The organism is Streptomyces sp. NPDC001843 (genome assembly GCF_042891955.1).
GTDB lineage: Bacteria > Actinomycetota > Actinomycetes > Streptomycetales > Streptomycetaceae > Streptomyces.
Genome location: NZ_JBIATQ010000007.1, coordinates 337,924 through 357,989 on the forward strand (window position 1 = coordinate 337,924; position 20,066 = coordinate 357,989).

Consider the following 20,066-nt stretch of genomic DNA (forward strand, 5'->3'; position numbering starts at 1 on the left):
CTCATCCGCCCCGCCGGATGCATCGACCGCATCGGCACAGGCACAGGCGTCCGGGGAGCCAGTGGAGGTGACGGCGGATCGTACCGAGTACTCCACGACGACGGCGAATCCGGACGGTTCCTTTACGCTGACGCAGTCCACGACTCCGCAGCGGGTGAGGGAGAAGGACGGAAACTGGGGAGCGGTCGATCCGGTCCTGGTACGTCGTGCGGACGGACGCATCGCACCCAGGGGCGCGGTGGTGGACCTGTCGTTCTCCGGCGGTGGTCCGGGTTCGGACATGATCCGTCTTGGCAAGGACGGCCGGTCGGTCACCCTGGGCTGGAGCGATACGCTGCCCGAGCCGAAGCTGGACGGTGCAACCGCCACGTACCCCGATGTGTTCGACGGTGTGGATCTGCAGCTGACGGCGACTGCCGAGGGCTACCGTGAAGTCCTGGTCGTCAAGACGGCTCAGGCGGCCGAGAACCCAGCGCTGGAGCAGGTGAAGCTCGCGGCATCGGGTGACGGTCTTGCTGTGGTGCCGGGCGCCGGCGGGGGACTGCGGGCCGTCGACGAGGACGGCAACGCCGTCTTCAGGGGACCCGCGGGCCAGATGTGGGACTCCGCCGGGGATACAGGCTCTGGTTCTCAGACCCAGCTGGTGCGCAGCACCGGCACCGCGACTGCGAACACCGGCGGTGCATCTGCCGACCCGTCACAGCCGGGGGAGGGTGATGCCACCGCGACGCTGCCGGTAAAGGTCGATGACGACGCGGTCGCCGTGCACCCGGACCTTGGCTTGTTGCGTGGCAAGGACACCGTCTATCCCGTGTACATCGACCCGCCGGTGGGCCTGGGGACCACGAAGCGCACGAAGATCTCCTCGGACGGTGACAAGTTCTGGATGTTCGACGGTGCCAAGGGGGTCGGCAGGTGCGGGAACGCTGACGGCTACTACTGCGGTGGCGGTTACGTGGACCGCATGTATTTCGAGTTCGCACCGACCCACATGGCGGGGAAGCACATCCTGGACGCCACCTTCCGGGCGAAAGAGACCTGGTCGTTCAACTGTGACGCGCACACGGTGGACCTGGTGCGTACCGACAACATCTCGGAAGGTACCCGCTGGCCCGGTCCGAAGCAGCTGGATCTGATGGGGGACCAGAAGGTGGCGGCGGGCCGCGGCAATCTGTGTCACCCGGACCAGCCTGCCAAGTGGGTCGAGTTCAACGACAGCGCCGGGGAGAAGGACGAGAACCTCACCAGTACGGTCCGTTCCTTCGCGGCCGGCAAATTCAGCCGGCTTACTCTGATGCTGCGCGCTCACGACGAGGGAGACACGCGCGCCTGGAAGCGTTTCGACGACAGCGCCGAGCTGCAGGTGGTTTACGGCTACAAGCCGGGCGTGCCCGGCGACGTCGGTGTCATCCCGGGGACGGGCAAGACGGCGTACTGCAACAAGTCCGCGTCCAAGCCGCTGACCGCGACCGTGACCATCCCCAAGGTCCACGCCGTTGTGAAGACGCAGGTGAAGCCGCGTACAGGAGAGAACGCGGCATCGCTTCAGGCCGAGTACGTGGTGGAGCGCGGAGATGATGCCGCGTGGCACGAGGTGTGGTCGGGGCATGCGCCCGACAAGGGCTGGGACGGGTACGGGGAGCCGGAGAACCTGACGATGAGCCCGCGCGCCGAGGGCGGTCTGTACCGGTACAGGGCCCGTACGCAGTCGCATTGGTCCTATGACGGCAAGAGCGGCGATCTGTGGTCGCCGTACAGTTCCTGGTGCTACTTCAAGATCGATTCGCAGGCTCCGAAGGCGCCCCGCATCACGGTCGGCAGCCCCTACACCGCGTGCGATGCGGTGTGTGAGGGCAAGGGCGGTCCGGGCGTCCCTGGTTCGTTCAGGTTCCAGCCCAACGCCACTGACGTCGACTCGAAGGGCCACACCGACATCACGGCCTACCGGTACAGGCTGCTGACGACCAAGGCAAGGGAAGTCAAGGGCGACACCAAGGACGGGGTCAAGGTCAGCGATGTGACACCGCCGCTCGGCGGGACGCAGGTGTTGTCGGTGGTGGCCAAGGACGTCCACGACCGGTGGGGCACTCCGGCGGAGTTCGCTTTCAAGGTGGCTCCCGCGCAGGGCGAGGTCGGGCGCTGGCACTTCGACGACGCCGCTCCGGGTTCCGGCAAGACGCTGGCGAAGGACACGGCGACGGAGGGCACCCGCCACGACGCCACCCTGCACACCGCGGGAGCCGGGTGGTCCGGACTGGCCCGGCGCGGCAACGCCGACTACTCGCTGTGGCTGAACGACGGATCCGACGACAACCAGCGCGCCGGGTACGCGGCCACGGAAACGGCTGCGGTGAACACCAAGGATTCCTTCACCGTCTCGGCCTGGGTCTTCCAGACGGATGCATCGCAGAACCAGGTGGTGCTCTCCGCTCCGGGCACATCGGGGTCGGCGTTCGCGCTCTACTACTCCGCCTCTTTGAAGCAGTGGGTGTTCAACCGTACGGCTGGGGACGTCAAGGACAAGGCGGTGTATGTGCGGTCGGTCGCGGACGCCGGACCTCCACCGTTGCGTGTGTGGACGCACCTCGCCGCTGTATTCGACACCCAGGGCGATGCCGACAAGACGAATGACACCATTCAGCTGTTCGTCAACGGCCGCCCGCAGGGCAAGCCGGTTGTGCTGAACGAGGTGTCGGCCGCCTATCAGCCGTGGACGTCGACGCAGGGGCTGCAGTTCGGCCGCTCCCTGGTGGGTGGGGACTTCGGGGAGTATTTCCGGGGCCGCATCGACGAGGCCGCCGTCTGGCAATACGCCCTCCAACCCGAGCAGATCGCCCAGGAGGCTACCCTGAAGGAGAACGGCACAGCGGCCAGTGAGCTGGTTGCCGACTGGGACGCCACCTCCTCGACGGGCAGTCAGGTCAAGGAGATGTCCCCCTACGGCATTCCGGCACTGACCGTATCGCCGAAGGGCGCAACCCTCGGCGCTGATGAGGAGCACGACACTGCCCTCGTCCTGGACGGGAGCTCGGGTTACGCCTCGGCGGCCGGACCGGTGACGGACGAGACCGGTTCGTTCACCGCCTCCGCACGGGTGCGCCTGGATGGCGAGGGCCTGACGGCCAAGCCGGTCGGCTACCAGGCCCAGGTCGCGGGACAGCAGGCGTCTGGCGGTGAGTCCTCGTGGGCGTTGTGGGTGGTCAAGACCGACACCTCGTCCTACCAGTGGAAGTGCACCCGTACCGCCGTCGGAGCAGACGGCAAGGTCACCCAGAGCGCGGCAGTGGCGGCGACGGACCTGGCCGAGCTGAACACCACGGTGGACGTCACCTGCGTCTACGACGCGCAGTGGACCGACCCGGCGGACGAGGCGTCCGACGAGGACACCCAGATGGGCCGACTGCATCTGTTCGTCGGCGGAGACGAGCAGGTCACCGACGACGGCTTCACGTTCTCCGCTGTCCAGCACGGCAACGGTGCGATCTCTGCGGGGCGTGGCTCCGCAGGGGGGACTACCGGCTACTACCTGCCGGGCTCCCTCGCATCGCTGCGAGTGTGGACAGGCGCCCTGGACGAGCAGCAGATTCGCTCCCAGGTCATGGACACTCCCGACAGCGACTGAGTCGAAGGCAGGCGTTCTCCCGAGCGGCTCGCGGCACGGAGCGGGCCGCTCGGGCCCGGCACCCGAAGGTGCCACCGGCCTTTCGTTTGTCCATCTCCTCAACGCACGCGCCCGGCGTGACACAGCGGGGCGCCACTCAGGAAGCAATTTCTCTCGATGAATTCCTTTGGCATACCCAGGCCCTCGCCCGGCCGCGAAAGCAGGGTGAGACCGTGGTCCCGCCGTATCGCGGTCACCACCGGACTGGCACTACTGCCCAGTCTGCTGACCCCGGTCGTCTTCGCGGCCGGCACCGCTCCGCTGGGCCGCCCCGATCTGAACCCCGCACAGGCCACGAAGGTCCGCCCTTTCACCGCCCAGCTCAACAAGCAGGCGGCGGCCGAGGTGGAGAAGGCAGAGTGGGCCGACCAGGCCGCGGCCGCCAGAGCCCGCCACGATCAACGGCGCGAGGTCACCTGGCCGAAGGCCGGAAAGGCATCGCTGACCGTTCCCGACAAGGGCATGGTCAGGGCTGCCCCCGGTGCACTGCCTGTCACAGCATCCGCTACCGGCAGCGGTAAACAGGCCGATACCGTCAACGTCGAGGTCCTTAGCCAGCGAGAAACAGCCGCTCTCGGCGTCAAGGGCGTGGTCCTCAAGATCACCGGTCCCACCACAGGTGGCAAGGCCCGACTGGGTGTCGACTATTCGGCGTTCGCTTCCGCCTATGGAGGCGACTGGGCCGGACGCCTCCAGCTACAGCGCCTGGACGCCTGCGCCCTGGAGGACGCCGACGCCGCGAAGTGCGGCAAGCGCACCACGCTGGATGCGGTGAACAACCGGGAGAAAGACAGCATCTCCGCCCCGGTGACCTTCGGCCCTCGCAGTCGGCCGATGCTGCTCGCCGTTGCGGCAGGGGCGCAGTCGGGGGCCGGCAGTTATCAGGCGACGCCGCTGTCACCGGCGTCGACGTGGGAGGCGGGCGGTTCCTCCGGTTCGTTCACCTGGTCCTATCCGCTGCGCGTGCCGCCGGCCGCCGCCGGACCTCAGCCCGACCTGTCGATCTCGTACAACTCCGCTGCAGTCGACGGGCAGACGGCGAACTCCAACAACCAAGGCAGTCAAGTCGGTACGGGTTTCGACCTGACCTCCTCGTTCATCGAGCGAAAGTACGGCTCCTGCGACGACGACGGCCAGGACAAGAAGTACGACCTGTGCTGGAAGTACGACAACGCCTCCCTCGTGCTGAACGGCAAGGCCACCGAGCTCGTCAAGGACGACGAGACGGGCAAGTGGCGGCTCAAGGACGATGACGCCTCCACCGTCACCCACTCCACCGGCGCGGACAACGATGACGACGACGGTGAGTACTGGACCGTCGTCACCGGCGACGGCACGAAGTTCGTCTTCGGCCTGAACAAGCTGGACGGGGCCGGCAAGGACGACCACACCGACTCCGTATGGACGGTGCCCGTCTTCGGTGACGACGAGGGAGAGCCCGGCTACAGCGCGGGTGACTCCTTCGCCGGGCGAGCCAAGCCGCAGGCCTGGCGCTGGAACCTCGACTATGTCGAGGACACCCACGGCAACGCCTCCACGTACTGGTACGCGGCCGAACACAACAACTACGACAAGCTCGGGGACAAGAACACCGGCACCGACTACGTCCGCGGCGGATACCTGAAGGAGATCCGCTACGGCCAGCGCGCCGGCAAGCTGTTCTCCGCCTCCCCGGCCGCCTCGGACAAGGTCGTCTTCAGCTACGACGAACGGTGCCTGGCCTCCGGCGACGGCTGCGACAAGCTGACGAAGGACACGCGGGACAACTGGCCGGACGTGCCGTTCGACGCGATCTGCAAGGACGGCGACAAGTGCGACGGCAACGTCAACCCGGCGTTCTTCACCCGCAAGCGACTGACCGCCATCACCACCTACGCGTGGAACGCTGCCGCCCCCACTCCGGCCTTCGAGCCGGTGGATGCCTGGACGCTCAAGCAGCTCTATCTCGACCCCGGCGACACCGGTGACTCCACCGACCAGTCGTTGTGGCTGGACGAGATCAAGCACACCGGCAAGCGCGGCACCGACCTCTCGCTGGATCCGGTCAAGTTCGACCACGTGATGATGCCCAACCGGGTCGACGGCAAGAGAGATGGCATCCTGCCGCTGAACAAGCCCAGGTTGAAGATGGTCGCCTCCGAGACCGGCGCACACACCATCGTCAACTACCTCGACGCCGACTGCACCGCCAGTGGCAGCAAGCCCAAGGTGGACGAGAACACCAAGCGCTGCTACCCGGTGTACTGGTCGCCCAACGGCGAGAAGGACCCCAGGCTCGACTGGTTTCAGAAGTACCCGGTCAGCTCCGTCTCCACGAACGACCCGCAGGGCGGATCCGAGGCTCTCCAGTACACCTACCGGTACGGCGGCAGCGGATCTGCCGCAGGTGGCGCCTGGCACTACAACGAAGACCCGATGACTCCCGAGAAGGAGCGCACCTGGTCCGTCTGGCGCGGCTACCAGCAGGTCACCCGGCTCACCGGAACCTCGACCGGCACGCAGAGCAAGGAGACCACGGTCTACCTGCGCGGTATGAACGGCGACCGCGTCCTCGGCTCCGACGGCAAGACCCCGGACCCTGACAAGCGTAAGACGGTCAAGGTGTCCGGGATCAAAGCCGACGAGATCACCGACTCCGAGCCCTATGCGGGATTCACCCGCGAAACCGTCACCTACAACGGGGATGCGGAGGTCGGAGGCAGCGTCAACGACCCGTGGTCCAAGCGGACCGCGACCCAGCACAAGTCCTACGCGGACACAGAGGCGTACTACGTCCGCACCGCTGCCACCCATACCCGCACCAACATCACCAGCAAGCTCAACCCCGTCGACCGCGTCCGCACCGAGAAGACGACCTACGACGACTTCGGCATGGCCGAGACGGTCGAGGACGACGGCGACGACGCCGTCAAGGGCGACGAGAAGTGCACCCGCACCTGGTACGCCCGCAATGACGACAAGGGCATCAACTCCTTCGTCTCCCGGACCCGCGTCGTGGCCAAGCCGTGCACGACCGAGGACGCGGCACTCGACCTGCCCGCGGACGCCAAAAGGCCGGGCGATGTCATCTCCGACACCGCGACGGTGTACGACGACACCACCAGCCCCACCTGGACGCCGACGCAGAAGCCCACCAAGGGCGACGCCACCTGGACGGGACGCGCCAAGGCCTACAGCGGGACCGACGCGCCCGCATGGCAGAAGGTGTCCACCACGACCTACGACGCCCTCGGGCGTCCCGGGGTCGTCAAGGACACCAACGATCTCGAGGTCTCGTCGACCTCCTACGTGCCCGAGGAAACGGGCCCGCTGACGTCGACGTCGGTCGAGAACGCCGAGAAGCACAAGACCACCTCGACCCTGGACTTCGCGACCGGAGCCGAGCTGAAGGTCACCGACCCCAACGACAAGGTCACCGAGAGCGAGTACGACAGCCTCGGCCGTGTCACCAAGGTGTGGCTGCCCAACCGGCTGAAGGTACTGAACGCCGAGCCCAACTACGTCTACGACTACCACCTCACGAGCAGCGCCAAGGACATGTCGTGGGTGGCCAGCGGAACCCTCAGCGCCAACGGCTCCGGCTACAACACCTCCTACGAGTTCTATGACTCCCTGCTGCGCTCGCGCCAGGTCCAGACGCCGACTCCGCAGAGGGGTCGGCTGATCTCCCTGACGCAGTACGATTCGCGTGGTCTGGCGGTCAGTCAGCAGGCCGACGTCTGGGACAGCAAGTCTCTGCCCAGCTCCAAGCCGCAGGAGATCGACGGCGGTGCGGCCCCGATCCAGACGGACACCAGCTACGACGGTGCGGGCCGGCCCACGACGGCGGTGACGAAGGTCCATGGCGTCACGCGCTGGAGCGCCGTCACCACCTACACCGGCGACACCGTCGCCACCAGCGCGCCGGCCGGCGGCCAGGCCGTCGCACAGGTGACCGACGCTCTCGGCCAGCTCACCCAGCGCCGCGAGTACGCCGGGCCGCAGCCGACCGGCACCGATTTCACCACGACCGATTACACCTACAGCCCCGCCGGTCAGCAGAAGACCATCACCGGGCCCGACAAGAGCGAGTGGACCTACACCTACGACCTCTTCGGCCGGCAGGTCAGCGCGAACGACCCGGACAAGGGCAAGACCGTAACGGAGTACGACGACCTCGACCAGGTCGTCAGCACCACGCCGAACGACGACGCGGCCAAGAAGCTGCTGTTCGGCTACGACCGACTCGGTCGCAAGACCGGTCTCTGGCAGAAGGAAAAGACGGACGCCAACAAGCTCGCCGCCTGGGGCTTCGACCAGCTCGCCAAGGGGCAGCAGGACACCGCAACCCGGTACGTCGGCGGTGTGCAGGGCAAGGCCTACACCCAGAAGGTCACCGCCTACGATCCCATGTATCACGTGAAGGGCAGCGACCTGCTCCTGCCCGACGACGAGCCACTGGTCACCGGCAAGTACGTCAAGAACAAACTGTCGTTCACCACGAGCTACAACGTCGACGGCAGCGTCCACTCCTATTCCGTCCCCGCGGTGGGCGGGCTGGCGGCCGAAACGGTCTCCTACGAGCCGGACGCCTTCGGCCATCAGCTCACCTCTCACGGCACTACCGGCTACCTGGAAGGTGCCGCGTTCTCGCCCGAGGGGGACCTGCGCCAGCACACCCTGGGCAAGAGTGATTCCTCCTCGGCGAAGAAGGCCTACGTCAACTTCGACTACGAGGAAGGCACCCGCCGCCTCACCCGCTCCTTCGTCACCGACGACGTGCACGGCTACATGCCGCAGGAGCTGAAGTTCACCCAGGACGACGCCGGCAACGTCACCTCCGTCTTCGACACCTCCACCCAGGGCGGCACCGGCAAGGCCGACTATCAGTGCTTCGCCTACGACGGCAACCGGCGCCTCACCCAGGCCTGGACCCCGAAAACCGCGGACTGCGCGGTCTCCGGACGCACCACCGGCAACCTCGCCGGCGCGGCACCGTACTGGACGTCGTACACCTACACCGACGCCGGCCAGCGCAAAACGGAGACCCAGCACATCGCGGCCGGTGACAAGACCACGACCTACACCTACGACGGCAGCGGCGACACCAAGCCGCACACGCTGGACGAGACCACCGGCGCCCGCGCCGGCACCTACACCTACGACGCAAGCGGCAACACCCTCACACGGCCCGGAGCCATCGACCCCAAGACGAAGAAGCCCACCCAGCAGACGCTGGCCTGGAGCGCCGAAGGGGACCTCGCCAAGCTGACCGAGGGATCCAAGCAGACCGGCTACCTCTACGACGCCGGGGGCGAGCTGCTGATCCGCCGTGCCACTGGCGACGGCGAAACCATCCTCTACCTCGGCGGTGGCACAGAACTCCACCTCACCGTCAAGGGCAGCACCAAGACCGCGGCCGGCATGCGCTACTACACGGCGAACGGCCAGACCATCGCCGTCCGTACCGCCGCCGACGGAGTAGCCGGCACAGAGCTGAACTTCCTGGCCGGCGACCACCACGGCACCTCCAGCGTCGCCCTCGACGGCGACACCTACGCCGTCACCAAGCGCTATTCGACCCCGTTCGGCGCACCCCGCGGCCCCAAGGGAGCCGACTGGCCGGACGACAAGGCTTTCCTCGGCAAGCCCGCCGACGACACGACCGGCCTGACCCATGTAGGCGCCCGTGAATACGACCCGTCCCTCGGCCAGTTCGTCAGCGTCGACCCGATCCTGACCCTGGACCAGCACCAGTCCCTCAACGGTTACGGCTACGCCAACAATTCACCCGTCACGTTCAGCGATCCCGATGGCCTCAGGCCCATCACCCTTTGCGAGGAGGGCTGCTCTCGCGGTGGCGACACCTACCGGGACTGGATGACCCCGAACGGCGACGGAACCTGGAGCTACCACCACGAGCAAACCCACTATGCGTACACCTCGTCAGGTGACCTGCACACCGTCGTCAAGATGGGCAGCGACCTGCCGGCGCTGGGCAAGACGATCCACTTCAAGGCGTACAACCTCAAGCCCCAGAAAACGGTCTTCAAGGCACTCGCCACCACCTTCCTGCCAGACCCGACAGCCTGGAAGGACTGCCTCTCCGGCTCAGGTGTCTCCAGCTGCCTCATCGCCGGCACGGACCTCCCCCTCGGCAAGGCCTTCAAGCTGGTGCCCGACTCGCTGAAGAGGAAGGGTGCCAAGGCGGTCGAGGAATGGATCGCCAAGGTCGTCAAGAAGGGATGCAAGTGCTTCCTCGCCGGCACGGACGTCCTGATGGCCAACGGCAAGACCAAGGACATCGAGGACATCAAGGTCGGAGACAAGGTCCGGGCCACCGACCCGGAAACCGGTAAATCCGTTTCCAAGCGGGTCAGCCGCCGCATCGTCACCGACGACGACAAGCACTTCAACGAGCTGTCCATCGCCACCGAGAACGGCATCGAAAAGCTCACCGCAACACACGAACACCCCTTCTGGTCCCCCTCCCAGCACGACTGGATCCCAGCCGGCAAACTCAGGCCCGGCATGACCCTGCGCACGGACGACGGCGACACGGTCATCGTCACCGGCAACCGGTCGTTCACCGAACGGGCGCGGACCTACAACCTCACGGTTCAGGACCTGCACACGTACTATGTGCTGGCGGGGGCCACGCCTGTTCTCGTCCACAATTCGGGTGGACTTTGTCCGGAAATCCTGGACGAGACCTACAAGTCGGCGAGTACGCCAGCAAAACTGGAGCATGTTATCGATCCGGAGAAGCACGGCTTCGCTGACCTAGTCGCTCGTTCTGGCGGCCGTGAGCAGGCAATGCGACGTATCGTGGACAGCCTGGGCGATGTAAGCGACCTTCCGGCAGCGGGGCGATTTGAAGTGGGTCGAGTCATTGATGGTGAGAACGTGACTATTCGAGGAGCTGTCGTAAACGGCGTTCCAAGAATCGGCACGGCGTTCAACCCCGATAAGTTCCCTGGAGGTAAGTAGATGCGGGTTCCCGTTGAACCCCGCCCACTGACCGCTAAGGAGCGGGCGGTAGTGGAGCGGATTCTGCAAGTGGATCTCCCTGGAGCGGCAGAGCTCCGTCATCAACTTGATCAGGTTCGTGTGGTGGCCCTATGGGGATCCAATTCTGCGAGTGTTGACCTGCGAGTCACCGATGACGCACCTCGTGCTCCTATCCCAAGTGGGGTTGTGCCGGTAACATGCACGATTATCGAAGAGGGGGGTGAGCTTGTTGGCGAAGTCATTCTCTGGACTGAATCGGGAATGTTGTCCGGCCTTGAATACGCCTGGTATGGCGATGAGCCACCGACTTCACTCCCAGAGGTGGACCGAATGGTCATTTCATAGAATCTGATCGGATCTACTTCCGAGCATGAACGGGAAGCCCCGCCGGATTTCGTTCTGGCGGGGCTTCTGGGGTGTTTGACGGCAACGGTGACGGCAACGTCAGCGGACGACGGCTGCGGCGGGTGGGTCATCAGGGCCGTCGTCTTGGGCACCGAGGGCGTTGCCAAGGGTGTCGACGGCGACGGCAACAACCCCGCACAACCACGGACGCCCACGCACGTCACCGGACCAGCAAACCGCACTTGACCAGCGAAAAGGCAGGTCGAAGGCTTCGCGTAGCACACGTACTATGTACTCGCTGGACAGACGCCGGTTCTGGTTCATAACAGTGGAGGATGTCTTCCTGCTCTCCGGGACTGGAACAGTCAGCGGTTCCAGTTCGGGGACCAGTCTTTCTTCCTCGATAAGAAGGGAATGGAGCACATTCTCACTCGTCATCACCCGAAATATTGGGATGGCTCGGTGAAGTCAACGCAGTCTTTCTTCGAGTCGGGTATGAATATTGATGACGTCCAAGACGCTATCGGGCGAGTCATGCAACAGAACCGCGACACGCTGATTCAGCGAGGAAGTCAGGGTATGTATCAGGTTCGCGGGGACGTCGACGGCGTCGATTACGTGCTAGGCATGAACAGGGGTCGAGTGGGCCAGTTCTATCCGGATAACTGAAGGGCCTTGTGACGTGGTTGAGATCGAGACGTTTCTGAGGGGTGCGGACGGTGGGTTTGTGCGCGTGGAATCCTGCCGTACCCCGCCACCCGACCTTGACTACATTGAAGGTGCCATTCGGCTGTCCGTTGATGGACTGGAAATCATCGGCACTGAAGAGTGGGACTACATTGACCAGCTCTGGTGTTATATCGCCGAGATGGTGGCGAAAATGCAGTCGTCGGGTTACGCGGAGACGTACTTTCCGGATCAACCGATCAAGCTTTCTTTTAGGGCCACGGGGTCTCGCGTCTTGGTGGCCGCCAAGATTGGCGAAGAAATTAAGACGGGAAATGCTTCAGCTGTGGATCTCGTGGAGGCTGTCAAAACGGCTGGGATGATCTTCTTTAGGAAGATGTCCGAGCTTGCGCCGGGTAATTCGTATGTCGAGGCGCAGCGGGAACTGTCAGTTTGATCAAGTCAGAGGCCCCGCCGGGAATTCTTGAATCCGGCGGGGCCTCTGGGGCTCTTGACGGCAGTAGTTGACGGCAACGTCAGCGGACGGCCGCGGCGCAAAGAGGTGGTTCGTCGCCGTCATCTGGCTCGCCGATGTTCTCGGTAGGGCTGCGGAGGGCGCGGCCGAGGAGATCGATGGCGTCGCGCTGGAGGCGAAGCCGCACGTGGGCGTGGACGGTGGCAGTGACCCCGATGTGGGCATGCCCGAGGAGTTCCTTGATGATTCGCACCACGGTTGACGTTGCGGATCTGCCTGAGGGCGCCCGCTGGACGACCGGCGAGCCGCCGACGAGCGGGCCGTGGTGGCGAGCGGGCCGTGGTGAACGCCCGCGAGATTGCTGCCGCCGAGTCCTGAGCGAGGAGCCAGGGGCGCGGCTGCCGGCCCGGCGCGCCCGTTAGGAGCCGGGCGGAAAACATGTGGTCAGCGGGGGTACCAGACGGCCAGACTCGGGGCATGTTCCTGACCCTCGGCACCACCGGCACCCCGGAGCGCCCCGCCACCGACCTCGGCTTCCTGCTGCACAAGCATCCCGAGAAGGCGCAGGCGTTCTCCACCTCCTACGGTAAGGCGCACGTCCTCTACCCCGAGGCGGACGCCGAGCGCTGCACGGCGGCGCTGCTGCTGGAGGTGGACGCGGTGGCGCTGGTGCGGCGGGGGAAGGGCAAGGGGCGCGGTGGGGCTCCCGACGCGGCGCTCGCGCAGTACGTCAACGACCGGCCGTACGCCGCCTCCTCACTGCTCGCGGTGGCGCTCAGCAGCGTCTTCTCCAGCGCGATGCGTGGTGTGTGCAACGCCCGGCCCGAGCGGGCCGCCGAGCCGCTGCCGCTCAGGATCGAGGTGCCCGCGCTGCCCGCCCGGGGCGGCCCCGAGCTCGTACGGCGCCTCTTCGAGCCGCTCGGCTGGGCGGTGACCGCCGAGCCCGTCGCGCTGGACGCCGAGTTCCCCGAGTGGGGCGACTCGCGGTACGTGCGCCTCGTGCTGGAGTCCGCGCGCCTCACCCTCGCCGAGGCCCTGCGGCACCTGTACGTGCTGCTCCCCGTCCTCGACGACGCCAAGCACTACTGGGTGTCGTCCGACGAGGTCGACAAGCTGCTGCGAGCGGGGGAGGGCTGGCTGCCCGACCACCCGGAGCAGAAGCTGATCACCAGCCGGTACCTCTCCCGCCGCTGGTCGCTGACCCGGCAGGCGATGGAGCGCCTGGAGCTGGTGCGGCTCGCCGAGGCGGACGACAGCGAGGTCGAGGAGATCGACAACGCCGTCGCCGACGAGGCGGAGACCGAGGAGAAGCCCACCCCGCTCGCCGTGCAGCGACGGGACGCGATCATCGCGGCGCTGTGCGAGTCCGGCGCGGCCCGGGTCCTCGACCTCGGCTGCGGCCAGGGCCAGTTGGTGCAGGCGCTGCTGAAGGACGCGCGGTTCACCGAGATCGTCGGCGTCGACGTGTCGATGCGCGCGCTGACCATCGCCTCCCGCCGCCTCAAGCTGGACCGGATGGGGGAGCGGCAGGCCTCGCGCGTCAAGCTCTTCCAGAGCTCGCTCGCCTACACGGACAACCGGCTCAAGGGGTATGACGCCGCCGTGCTCAGCGAGGTGATCGAGCACCTCGACCTGCCCCGGCTGCCCGCTCTGGAGTACGCGGTGTTCGGCGCCGCCCGCCCCCGCACGGTCCTCGTGACCACCCCGAACGTCGAGTACAACGTCCGCTGGGAGTCCCTCCCGGCCGGCCACGTCCGGCACGGCGACCACCGCTTCGAGTGGACCCGCGAGGAGTTCCGCGCCTGGGCCCGCACGGTAGCCGAACGGCACGGCTACGGAGTCGAGTTCGTGCCCGTCGGGCCGGACGACCCCGAGGTCGGGCCGCCCACCCAGATGGCGGTCTTCGAGATGAGCACAGGTACCGGGAACGAGAACACGGACACCGGGAACGAGAAGGAGGCGAAGGCGGCATGACCGAGGCGACGCACAACAAGGGACGGGTCCTCCCCGTCACCGACCTCTCCCTCGTCGTGCTCGTCGGCGCCTCCGGCTCCGGCAAGTCGACGTTCGCCCGCCGGCACTTCAAGCCGACCGAGGTGATCTCCTCCGACTTCTGCCGGGGCCTGGTCTCCGACGACGAGAACGACCAGAGCGCGACGAAGGAGGCCTTCGACGTCCTGCACTACATCGCGGGCAAGCGGCTGGCCGCCGGCCGCCGCACGGTCGTCGACGCGACCAGCGTCCAGCAGGACGCCCGTCGGCAACTGATCGACCTGGCCAAGAAGTACGACGTGCTGCCCATCGCCATCGTGCTGGACGTCCCCGAGGAGGTCTGCGCCGAGCGCAACGCGGCCCGCACCGACCGGGCCGACATGCCGCGCCGGGTCATCCAGCGCCACATCCGCGAACTCCGCCGCTCCCTGCGGCACCTGGAGCGCGAGGGCTTCCGCAAGGTGCACGTCCTGCGGGGTGTCGAGGACGTCGAGCACGCCACCGTCGTCACCGAGAAGCGCTTCAACGACCTCACCCACCTCACCGGCCCCTTCGACATCATCGGCGACATCCACGGCTGCTCGCACGAACTCGAGTCGCTGCTCGGCAAGTTGGGCTACACCGACGGTGTCCACCCGGAGGGCCGCACCGCCGTCTTCGTCGGCGACCTCGTCGACCGCGGCCCGGACAGCCCGGGTGTGCTGCGCCGCGTGATGTCGATGGTGAAGTCGGGCAACGCGCTGTGCGTGCCGGGCAACCACGAGAACAAGTACGGGCGTCACCTCAAGGGCCGCAAGGTGCAGCACACGCACGGACTCGCCGAGACCATCGAGCAGATGGACGGCGAGAGCGAAGAGTTCAAGCAGGAGGTACGGGAGTTCATCGACGGTCTCGTCAGCCACTACGTGCTCGACGGCGGCCGGCTCGTGGTCTGCCACGCGGGTCTGCCGGAGAAGTACCACGGCCGTACCTCAGGCCGGGTCCGCTCGCACGCCCTGTACGGGGAGACGACCGGCGAGACCGACGAGTTCGGGCTGCCGGTGCGCTACCCGTGGGCGGAGGACTACCGGGGCCGGGCGGCGGTCGTCTACGGCCACACACCCGTGCCCGAGGCCACCTGGCTGAACAACACCATCTGCCTGGACACCGGCGCCGTCTTCGGCGGCAAGCTGACCGCGCTGCGCTGGCCGGAGCGCGAGCTGGCCGACGTACCGGCCGAGCGGGTCTGGTACGAGCCGGCCAGGCCGCTGCGGACCGAGGCGCCGGGCGGGCACGACGGACGGCCGCTCGACCTGGGCGACGTGCACGGCCGCCGGGTGGTCGAGACCCGGCACGCGGGCCGGGTGTCCGTCCGTGAGGAGAACGCCGCCGCGGCACTGGAGGTCATGAGCCGGTTCGCCGTCGACCCGAGGCTGCTGCCGTACCTGCCGCCGACCATGGCGCCGACGGCCACTTCGCAGGTCGACGGCTATCTGGAGCACCCCGCCGAGGCGTTCGCGCAGTACGCGGCCGACGGCGTCGAGCGGGTCGTGTGCGAGGAGAAGCACATGGGCTCGCGGGCGGTGGCGCTGGTGTGCCGGGACGCGGACGTGGCACGCGGTCGGTTCGGGGTGGCGGGTCCCACGGGCTCGCTCTACACCCGCACCGGCCGGCCCTTCTTCGACGACGAATCCGTCACCGAGGAGATTCTCGGCCGTCTCCGCACGGCGATCGACGAGGCCGGCCTCTGGGACGAACTCGCCACGGACTGGCTGCTGCTGGACGCCGAACTGATGCCGTGGTCGCTGAAGGCCTCCGGGCTGCTGCGGTCGCAGTACGCGGCCGTGGGCGCCGCCTCCGGCGCCGTGTTCCCGCCTGCCCTGGCCGCTCTTCAGGGCGCTGCGGCGCGCGGCGTCGACGTCACCGACCTGCTCGCCCGGCAGCGCGAACGGGCCGCTGCCGCGGCCGCGTTCACCGACGCCTACCGGCGCTACTGCTGGCCGACCGAGGGCCTGGACGGCGTGCGCCTGGCGCCGTTCCAGCTCCTGGCCGTCCAGGGCCGCAGCCTCGCCGCTCTACCGCATGACGAGCAACTGGCCTTGCTCGACCGGCTGGTGGAGCACGACGGCAGCGGTCTGCTGCAGACGACCCGACGGCTCTACGTCGACACCGGTGACCCGGAGTCGGTGCGGGCGGGCGTCGACTGGTGGCTGGAGATGACCGGCTGCGGCGGCGAGGGCATGGTCGTCAAGCCGCTGGGCGCCGTTGTCCGCAGCGCGGAGGGACGGCTGGTCCAGCCCGGCATCAAGTGCCGGGGACGGGAGTACCTGCGGATCATCTACGGCCCGGAGTACACGCGCCCTGACAACCTGGCGCGTCTGCGCACCCGCTTCCTGAACCACAAGCGGTCGCTGGCGATCCGCGAGTACGCGCTGGGCCTGGAGGCCCTGGACCGGCTCGCGGACGGTGAGCCGCTGTGGCGGGTGCACGAGGCCGTGTTCGGGGTGCTCGCGCTGGAGTCGGAGCCGGTGGACCCCCGGCTGTGAGCACGCTCAGCCCTTGCGGGCGCGCTGCAGTTCACGGGTGACGGCCTGCTCGCTCTGGCCGAGGAGCGCCTTCTCCATGCTGTGGTCGTCCGAGCGGGAGAAGCGCTCGCCCCGTGCGACGTCCTCCTTGCTCAGCACGCGTCCGCACCACTCACCCTGGTCGCCCGTGTGATCGTCGAAGGGCACGGCGGCGCCCTCCCCGAGGACGGTCCACCCGTCGTCGGTCCAGCGGAGGGCGAGGAGATAGGTGTGGCCGGTCTCCAGCCGTGGAGCGTCCGTTGCCGTCTTCTTCAGGCGGCTGCCGCTCTTGTACACCCGCCAGCCCGGGGCGGTCATGTCGAAGCTCTTGTCCAGCGGTTTCGCGGAACGCCGGCTGGACCAGAGGAGGTCGTCCGTGCGGAACGTCACCGCGCGGTCGGCGTCGTAGCGGATCGTACCCTTGGTGTAGTCCCGCCGGTTGGTCTCCCGCTCCCGTACCGGGGTGACCACGGCGACGTGGTCGGCGTAGGTGACCCAGTCCTCGGCGGTCTGGGACGGGTACGGGTCGCTGCTGATTCCGCAGCCGGCCACCGTGGTCAGACCGGTCCTGCCGACCAGGACGGCGGCGGCGATCCCGGCGACGGCCAGGACGGCGGCGACGGGTCTGCTGATGAAAACCCTTGACGGCATGGCTGAACACCCTCCCCGTGGCGACGCGGTTCCCCCGGTCGCTGAATGACGTGCGCGATGACGGAGTGGTCAGGCTCCGCCCGGCGTGGCGATCACTGTAGGTACAACCAGGCGGAGTTGATCAAGAGTCAGCTTTGTCCCGGAACACACTTGTGACACACAGACGCCTGTCCATAATGTGGACTCCCGTACGCGCAAGACTGTTCGAAATCACGCGTCCCTGGGGAGTGGACATGGAGATCAAGAAGGTCGTCGTGCGGGAGGACCGGAGTACCAGCCGCCGGCCTGCCATCCTGGAGAAACGGCCGACCCGCTGACCGGGGGGCCGGCGTGAGAGTGCATCTCGTGACGATGCCCTGGCATCCGATCGACCTCCCGTCACTGCAACTGGGCCTGCTGCACCGGTTGGTGCGGCAGGCCCGCCCGTGTGACGAGGTGACCGAGTTCCACGGCTCGCTGCGCTGGGCGGAGTTCCTGCTGGAACGCTCCGGCGGTCGGCTGCGGCCCGCGGACTACGTGGAGGTCGGCAGTGACTCGATCTTCCACGGCCTCGGCGACTGGGTCTTCTCGGGCGTCCTGTACGACGATCCCGGCTGGGGGACCGCGCGGCTGCGGGACTACGCCGCGACGCGGGGTGTCTTCATCGACACCGCGCTCGCCATGCGCCCGTACGCGGCCGAGTTCATCGCCCGGTGCGCGACCGAGGTGCTGGCGGCCGAACCCGATGTCGTCGGGTTCACCACCACCTTCATGCAGAACGTCGCCTCGCTGGCCCTGGCGCGGGAGCTCAAGCGCCAACGCCCCGGGCTGGCCGTCGTGTTCGGCGGCAGCAACTGCGACGGGCCCATGGGACACGCCCTGCACCGCAACCACCCCTTCGTGGACCACGTGGTGCGCGGCGAGGGCGAGTACGCCTTTCCGGCGCTCCTGCATCACCTGGACCAGGGCACATCCCCGGCGGACGTCCCCGGGCTGTGCTGGTGGGACGGCCACACGTCCCGCGCCAATCCGGAGACCCGGCGCACGGTGGCGCCGGCCGACATACCCGCACCGGACTACGACCAGTGGCAGACCGCCCTGGAAACGTCCCCGGTGGTGGAGTACGTGCACCCGAAGCTGGTCGTGGAGGGGGCGCGGGGCTGCTGGTGGGGCGAGAAGCACCACTGCACGTTCTGCGGGCTCAACGGCTCGTCCATGTCCTTCCGCGCCAAACCGGGGGAGCGGCTGTGGGACGAGATCGACCGTCTCGTCCGCCGCCACCGCATCCTCGACGTCGTCACGGTCGACAACATCATCGACATGGCCTACTTCAGGGACTTCCTGCCCCGCGTCGTCGACAGCGGCTGGGACCTGCGGCTGCACTACGAGGTCAAGTCCAACCTCACCCGCGACCAGCTCGGCCTCCTCGGCCGCTCGGGCACGGTGCACATCCAGCCCGGCATCGAGAGCCTGGGCAGCCGGGTCCTCGACCTGATGGACAAGGGGGTCACCGGTGCCCGCAACGTCCGCACCCTCAGGGAGTGCGAGAACCACTCGCTCACCTGCTCCTGGAACCTCCTCTATGGCTTCCCCGGGGAGACGGCCGAGGACTACGACCCGGTGATCGACCAGCTCCCGGCCCTCGTCCACCTCCAGCCGCCGAGCGGCGCCCACCGCATCCAGCTGGAGCGGTTCAGCCCGCACTTCACCGACCCGGACCTCGGCTTCGGCAAGCGGCGCCCGGCCGCGATGTACAGCCACGTCTACGACCTGCCGGAGGACGAACTCGCCGACCTGGTCTACCTGTTCGACACCGAGGACGCGGGTATCGGCGGCCCGGTCGAGCGGCGCCTGAAGGAGGCGGTCGCCCAGTGGCGGGCCGGGCACCCGCACTCCCGGCTGGAGTACGAAGAGGACGGGGTGGACCGCGAGGAGGGAGCCCTCCTGGTCCACGACCGCCGGCACGGCCGCCCGCACACCACCCACCGCTTCACCGGCTGGGCCGCGGCCGCCCTGCGCCACCTCGAGGACGGCCGCACCGAGCCGGCGCTGCACCGGCTGCTGGCGGCCGACGGCCACGACGTCCCCATCAGCACGCTCACCGCCTGGCTGCACCACGTCCTCGCCCTCGGCCTGCTGTTCCGCGACGGCCGGACGTACGTCGCCCTGCCTACCTGGGACGCCCCGGTCCGCCTGCCCGACGGCGCGGGGGTGACCGGATGACCGGGCTGCCCGCCGTCGTCCCGCACCGCGTCACCGGGCGCCGGATCGAGGTGCACGAGCCGTTGCGGCTGGGCGCGGGAGGCCGGGAGACGGCGGAGGCGGTGCGGTTCCTGCGCGAGTGCCAGGGCCTCGGGCTCACCGTCGCCTGGGAGGCGGCCGACGCGGAGCTCCCGTACGACGTCCGGCACCTGCGCCACCTGCCGCCTCCGGCGCGACGCCGCGACGAGCCGGAAGAGCTGACCGCCTGGCGGGCCGCTCACCGCCACGGGCTGCTCTACCACCGGCGCGGCCCCGACTTCGTCAGCGTCCTGGACCGCAGGGAACCCGGCGCCGCCGCCCGGATCACCCTCGACCACCCCGACCTGCTCGCCGCCTTCCACACGCTGCTGACCCCCGCACCCCTCGACGCGCTGGCCCCCGGGCAGCGGACGGCCGCCGGACTGCTCGTCGCCGAGCGGCTGGCCCTGGTCACCGACGGCTGGGCGGTGACCCTGCCGCCCCGCATCCGCCGCTGGCCCGTCCCCTGCACCGCCGTCTGACC

10 protein-coding genes are annotated in these 20,066 nt (G+C 67.9%); 8 read left to right on the top strand and 2 right to left on the bottom strand.

Annotation, left to right across the window (positions count from 1 at the left end; genetic code table 11):
- Positions 1–61 precede the first annotated feature (61 nt).
- The 4 genes from ACFYZQ_RS20020 to ACFYZQ_RS20035 all read left to right on the top strand — a co-directional run bounded on the left by ACFYZQ_RS20020 (position 62) and on the right by ACFYZQ_RS20035 (position 12,119).
- Positions 62–3,622, top strand: a complete 3,561-nt coding sequence (locus ACFYZQ_RS20020; RefSeq protein ID WP_389149170.1) for a LamG domain-containing protein — start codon at positions 62–64, stop codon at positions 3,620–3,622.
- A gap of 156 nt (positions 3,623–3,778) precedes the next feature.
- On the top strand, positions 3,779–10,630 hold the full coding sequence (locus tag ACFYZQ_RS20025; protein WP_389149173.1) for a polymorphic toxin-type HINT domain-containing protein: 6,852 nt from the start codon (positions 3,779–3,781) through the stop codon (positions 10,628–10,630).
- A 780-nt stretch (positions 10,631–11,410) separates the two neighbouring features.
- On the top strand, positions 11,411–11,665 hold the full coding sequence (locus ACFYZQ_RS20030; RefSeq protein ID WP_389149176.1) for a hypothetical protein: 255 nt from the start codon (positions 11,411–11,413) through the stop codon (positions 11,663–11,665).
- 13 nt (positions 11,666–11,678) lie between these two features.
- On the top strand, positions 11,679–12,119 hold the full coding sequence (locus ACFYZQ_RS20035; RefSeq protein WP_389149179.1) for a hypothetical protein: 441 nt from the start codon (positions 11,679–11,681) through the stop codon (positions 12,117–12,119).
- Between the two features lie 79 nt (positions 12,120–12,198).
- Here ACFYZQ_RS20035 and ACFYZQ_RS20040 read toward each other — a convergent pair whose 3' ends face one another.
- Positions 12,199–12,384: a hypothetical protein gene (locus tag ACFYZQ_RS20040; RefSeq protein ID WP_389149471.1), complete on the bottom strand. Its 186-nt coding sequence runs from the start codon at positions 12,382–12,384 to the stop codon at positions 12,199–12,201.
- A gap of 230 nt (positions 12,385–12,614) precedes the next feature.
- Here ACFYZQ_RS20040 and ACFYZQ_RS20045 point away from each other — a divergent pair, with 230 nt between their 5' ends.
- Positions 12,615–14,111 carry a 3' terminal RNA ribose 2'-O-methyltransferase Hen1 gene (locus ACFYZQ_RS20045; RefSeq protein ID WP_389149182.1) on the top strand — a complete coding sequence of 499 codons (1,497 nt, stop codon included), beginning with the start codon at positions 12,615–12,617 and terminating at the stop codon, positions 14,109–14,111.
- Complete coding sequence (locus tag ACFYZQ_RS20050; protein ID WP_389149184.1) at positions 14,108–16,654, top strand: polynucleotide kinase-phosphatase; 2,547 nt, start codon at positions 14,108–14,110, stop codon at positions 16,652–16,654. The genes ACFYZQ_RS20045 and ACFYZQ_RS20050 overlap by 4 nt, the downstream gene beginning before the upstream one ends.
- Before the next feature lie 6 nt (positions 16,655–16,660).
- Here the strand turns inward: ACFYZQ_RS20050 and ACFYZQ_RS20055 are convergent, their stop codons facing one another.
- Entirely contained in the window at positions 16,661–17,323 is a 663-nt protein-coding gene (locus ACFYZQ_RS20055) for a hypothetical protein (protein ID WP_389149187.1), read from the bottom strand.
- Positions 17,324–17,668: 345 nt separating this feature from the next.
- Between ACFYZQ_RS20055 and ACFYZQ_RS20060 the strand changes: the two genes are divergently transcribed.
- Positions 17,669–19,525: a RiPP maturation radical SAM C-methyltransferase gene (locus tag ACFYZQ_RS20060; RefSeq protein ID WP_389149190.1), complete on the top strand. Its 1,857-nt coding sequence runs from the start codon at positions 17,669–17,671 to the stop codon at positions 19,523–19,525.
- Complete coding sequence (locus ACFYZQ_RS20065; protein ID WP_389149193.1) at positions 19,522–20,064, top strand: DUF5825 family protein; 543 nt, start codon at positions 19,522–19,524, stop codon at positions 20,062–20,064. The genes ACFYZQ_RS20060 and ACFYZQ_RS20065 overlap by 4 nt, the downstream gene beginning before the upstream one ends.
- Positions 20,065–20,066 lie beyond the last annotated feature (2 nt).

Excerpts from the sequence above, each read along its gene's own strand:
- ACFYZQ_RS20025 (WP_389149173.1), top strand. The coding sequence starts at position 3,779 with ATGAATTCCTTTGGCATACCCAGGCCCTCGCCCGGCCGCGAAAGCAGG.
- ACFYZQ_RS20030 (WP_389149176.1), top strand. The coding sequence starts at position 11,411 with ATGGAGCACATTCTCACTCGTCATCACCCGAAATATTGGGATGGCTCG.
- ACFYZQ_RS20045 (WP_389149182.1), top strand. The coding sequence starts at position 12,615 with ATGTTCCTGACCCTCGGCACCACCGGCACCCCGGAGCGCCCCGCCACC.
- ACFYZQ_RS20050 (WP_389149184.1), top strand. The coding sequence starts at position 14,108 with ATGACCGAGGCGACGCACAACAAGGGACGGGTCCTCCCCGTCACCGAC.
- ACFYZQ_RS20055 (WP_389149187.1), bottom strand. The coding sequence starts at position 17,323 with ATGCCGTCAAGGGTTTTCATCAGCAGACCCGTCGCCGCCGTCCTGGCC.
- ACFYZQ_RS20065 (WP_389149193.1), top strand. The coding sequence starts at position 19,522 with ATGACCGGGCTGCCCGCCGTCGTCCCGCACCGCGTCACCGGGCGCCGG.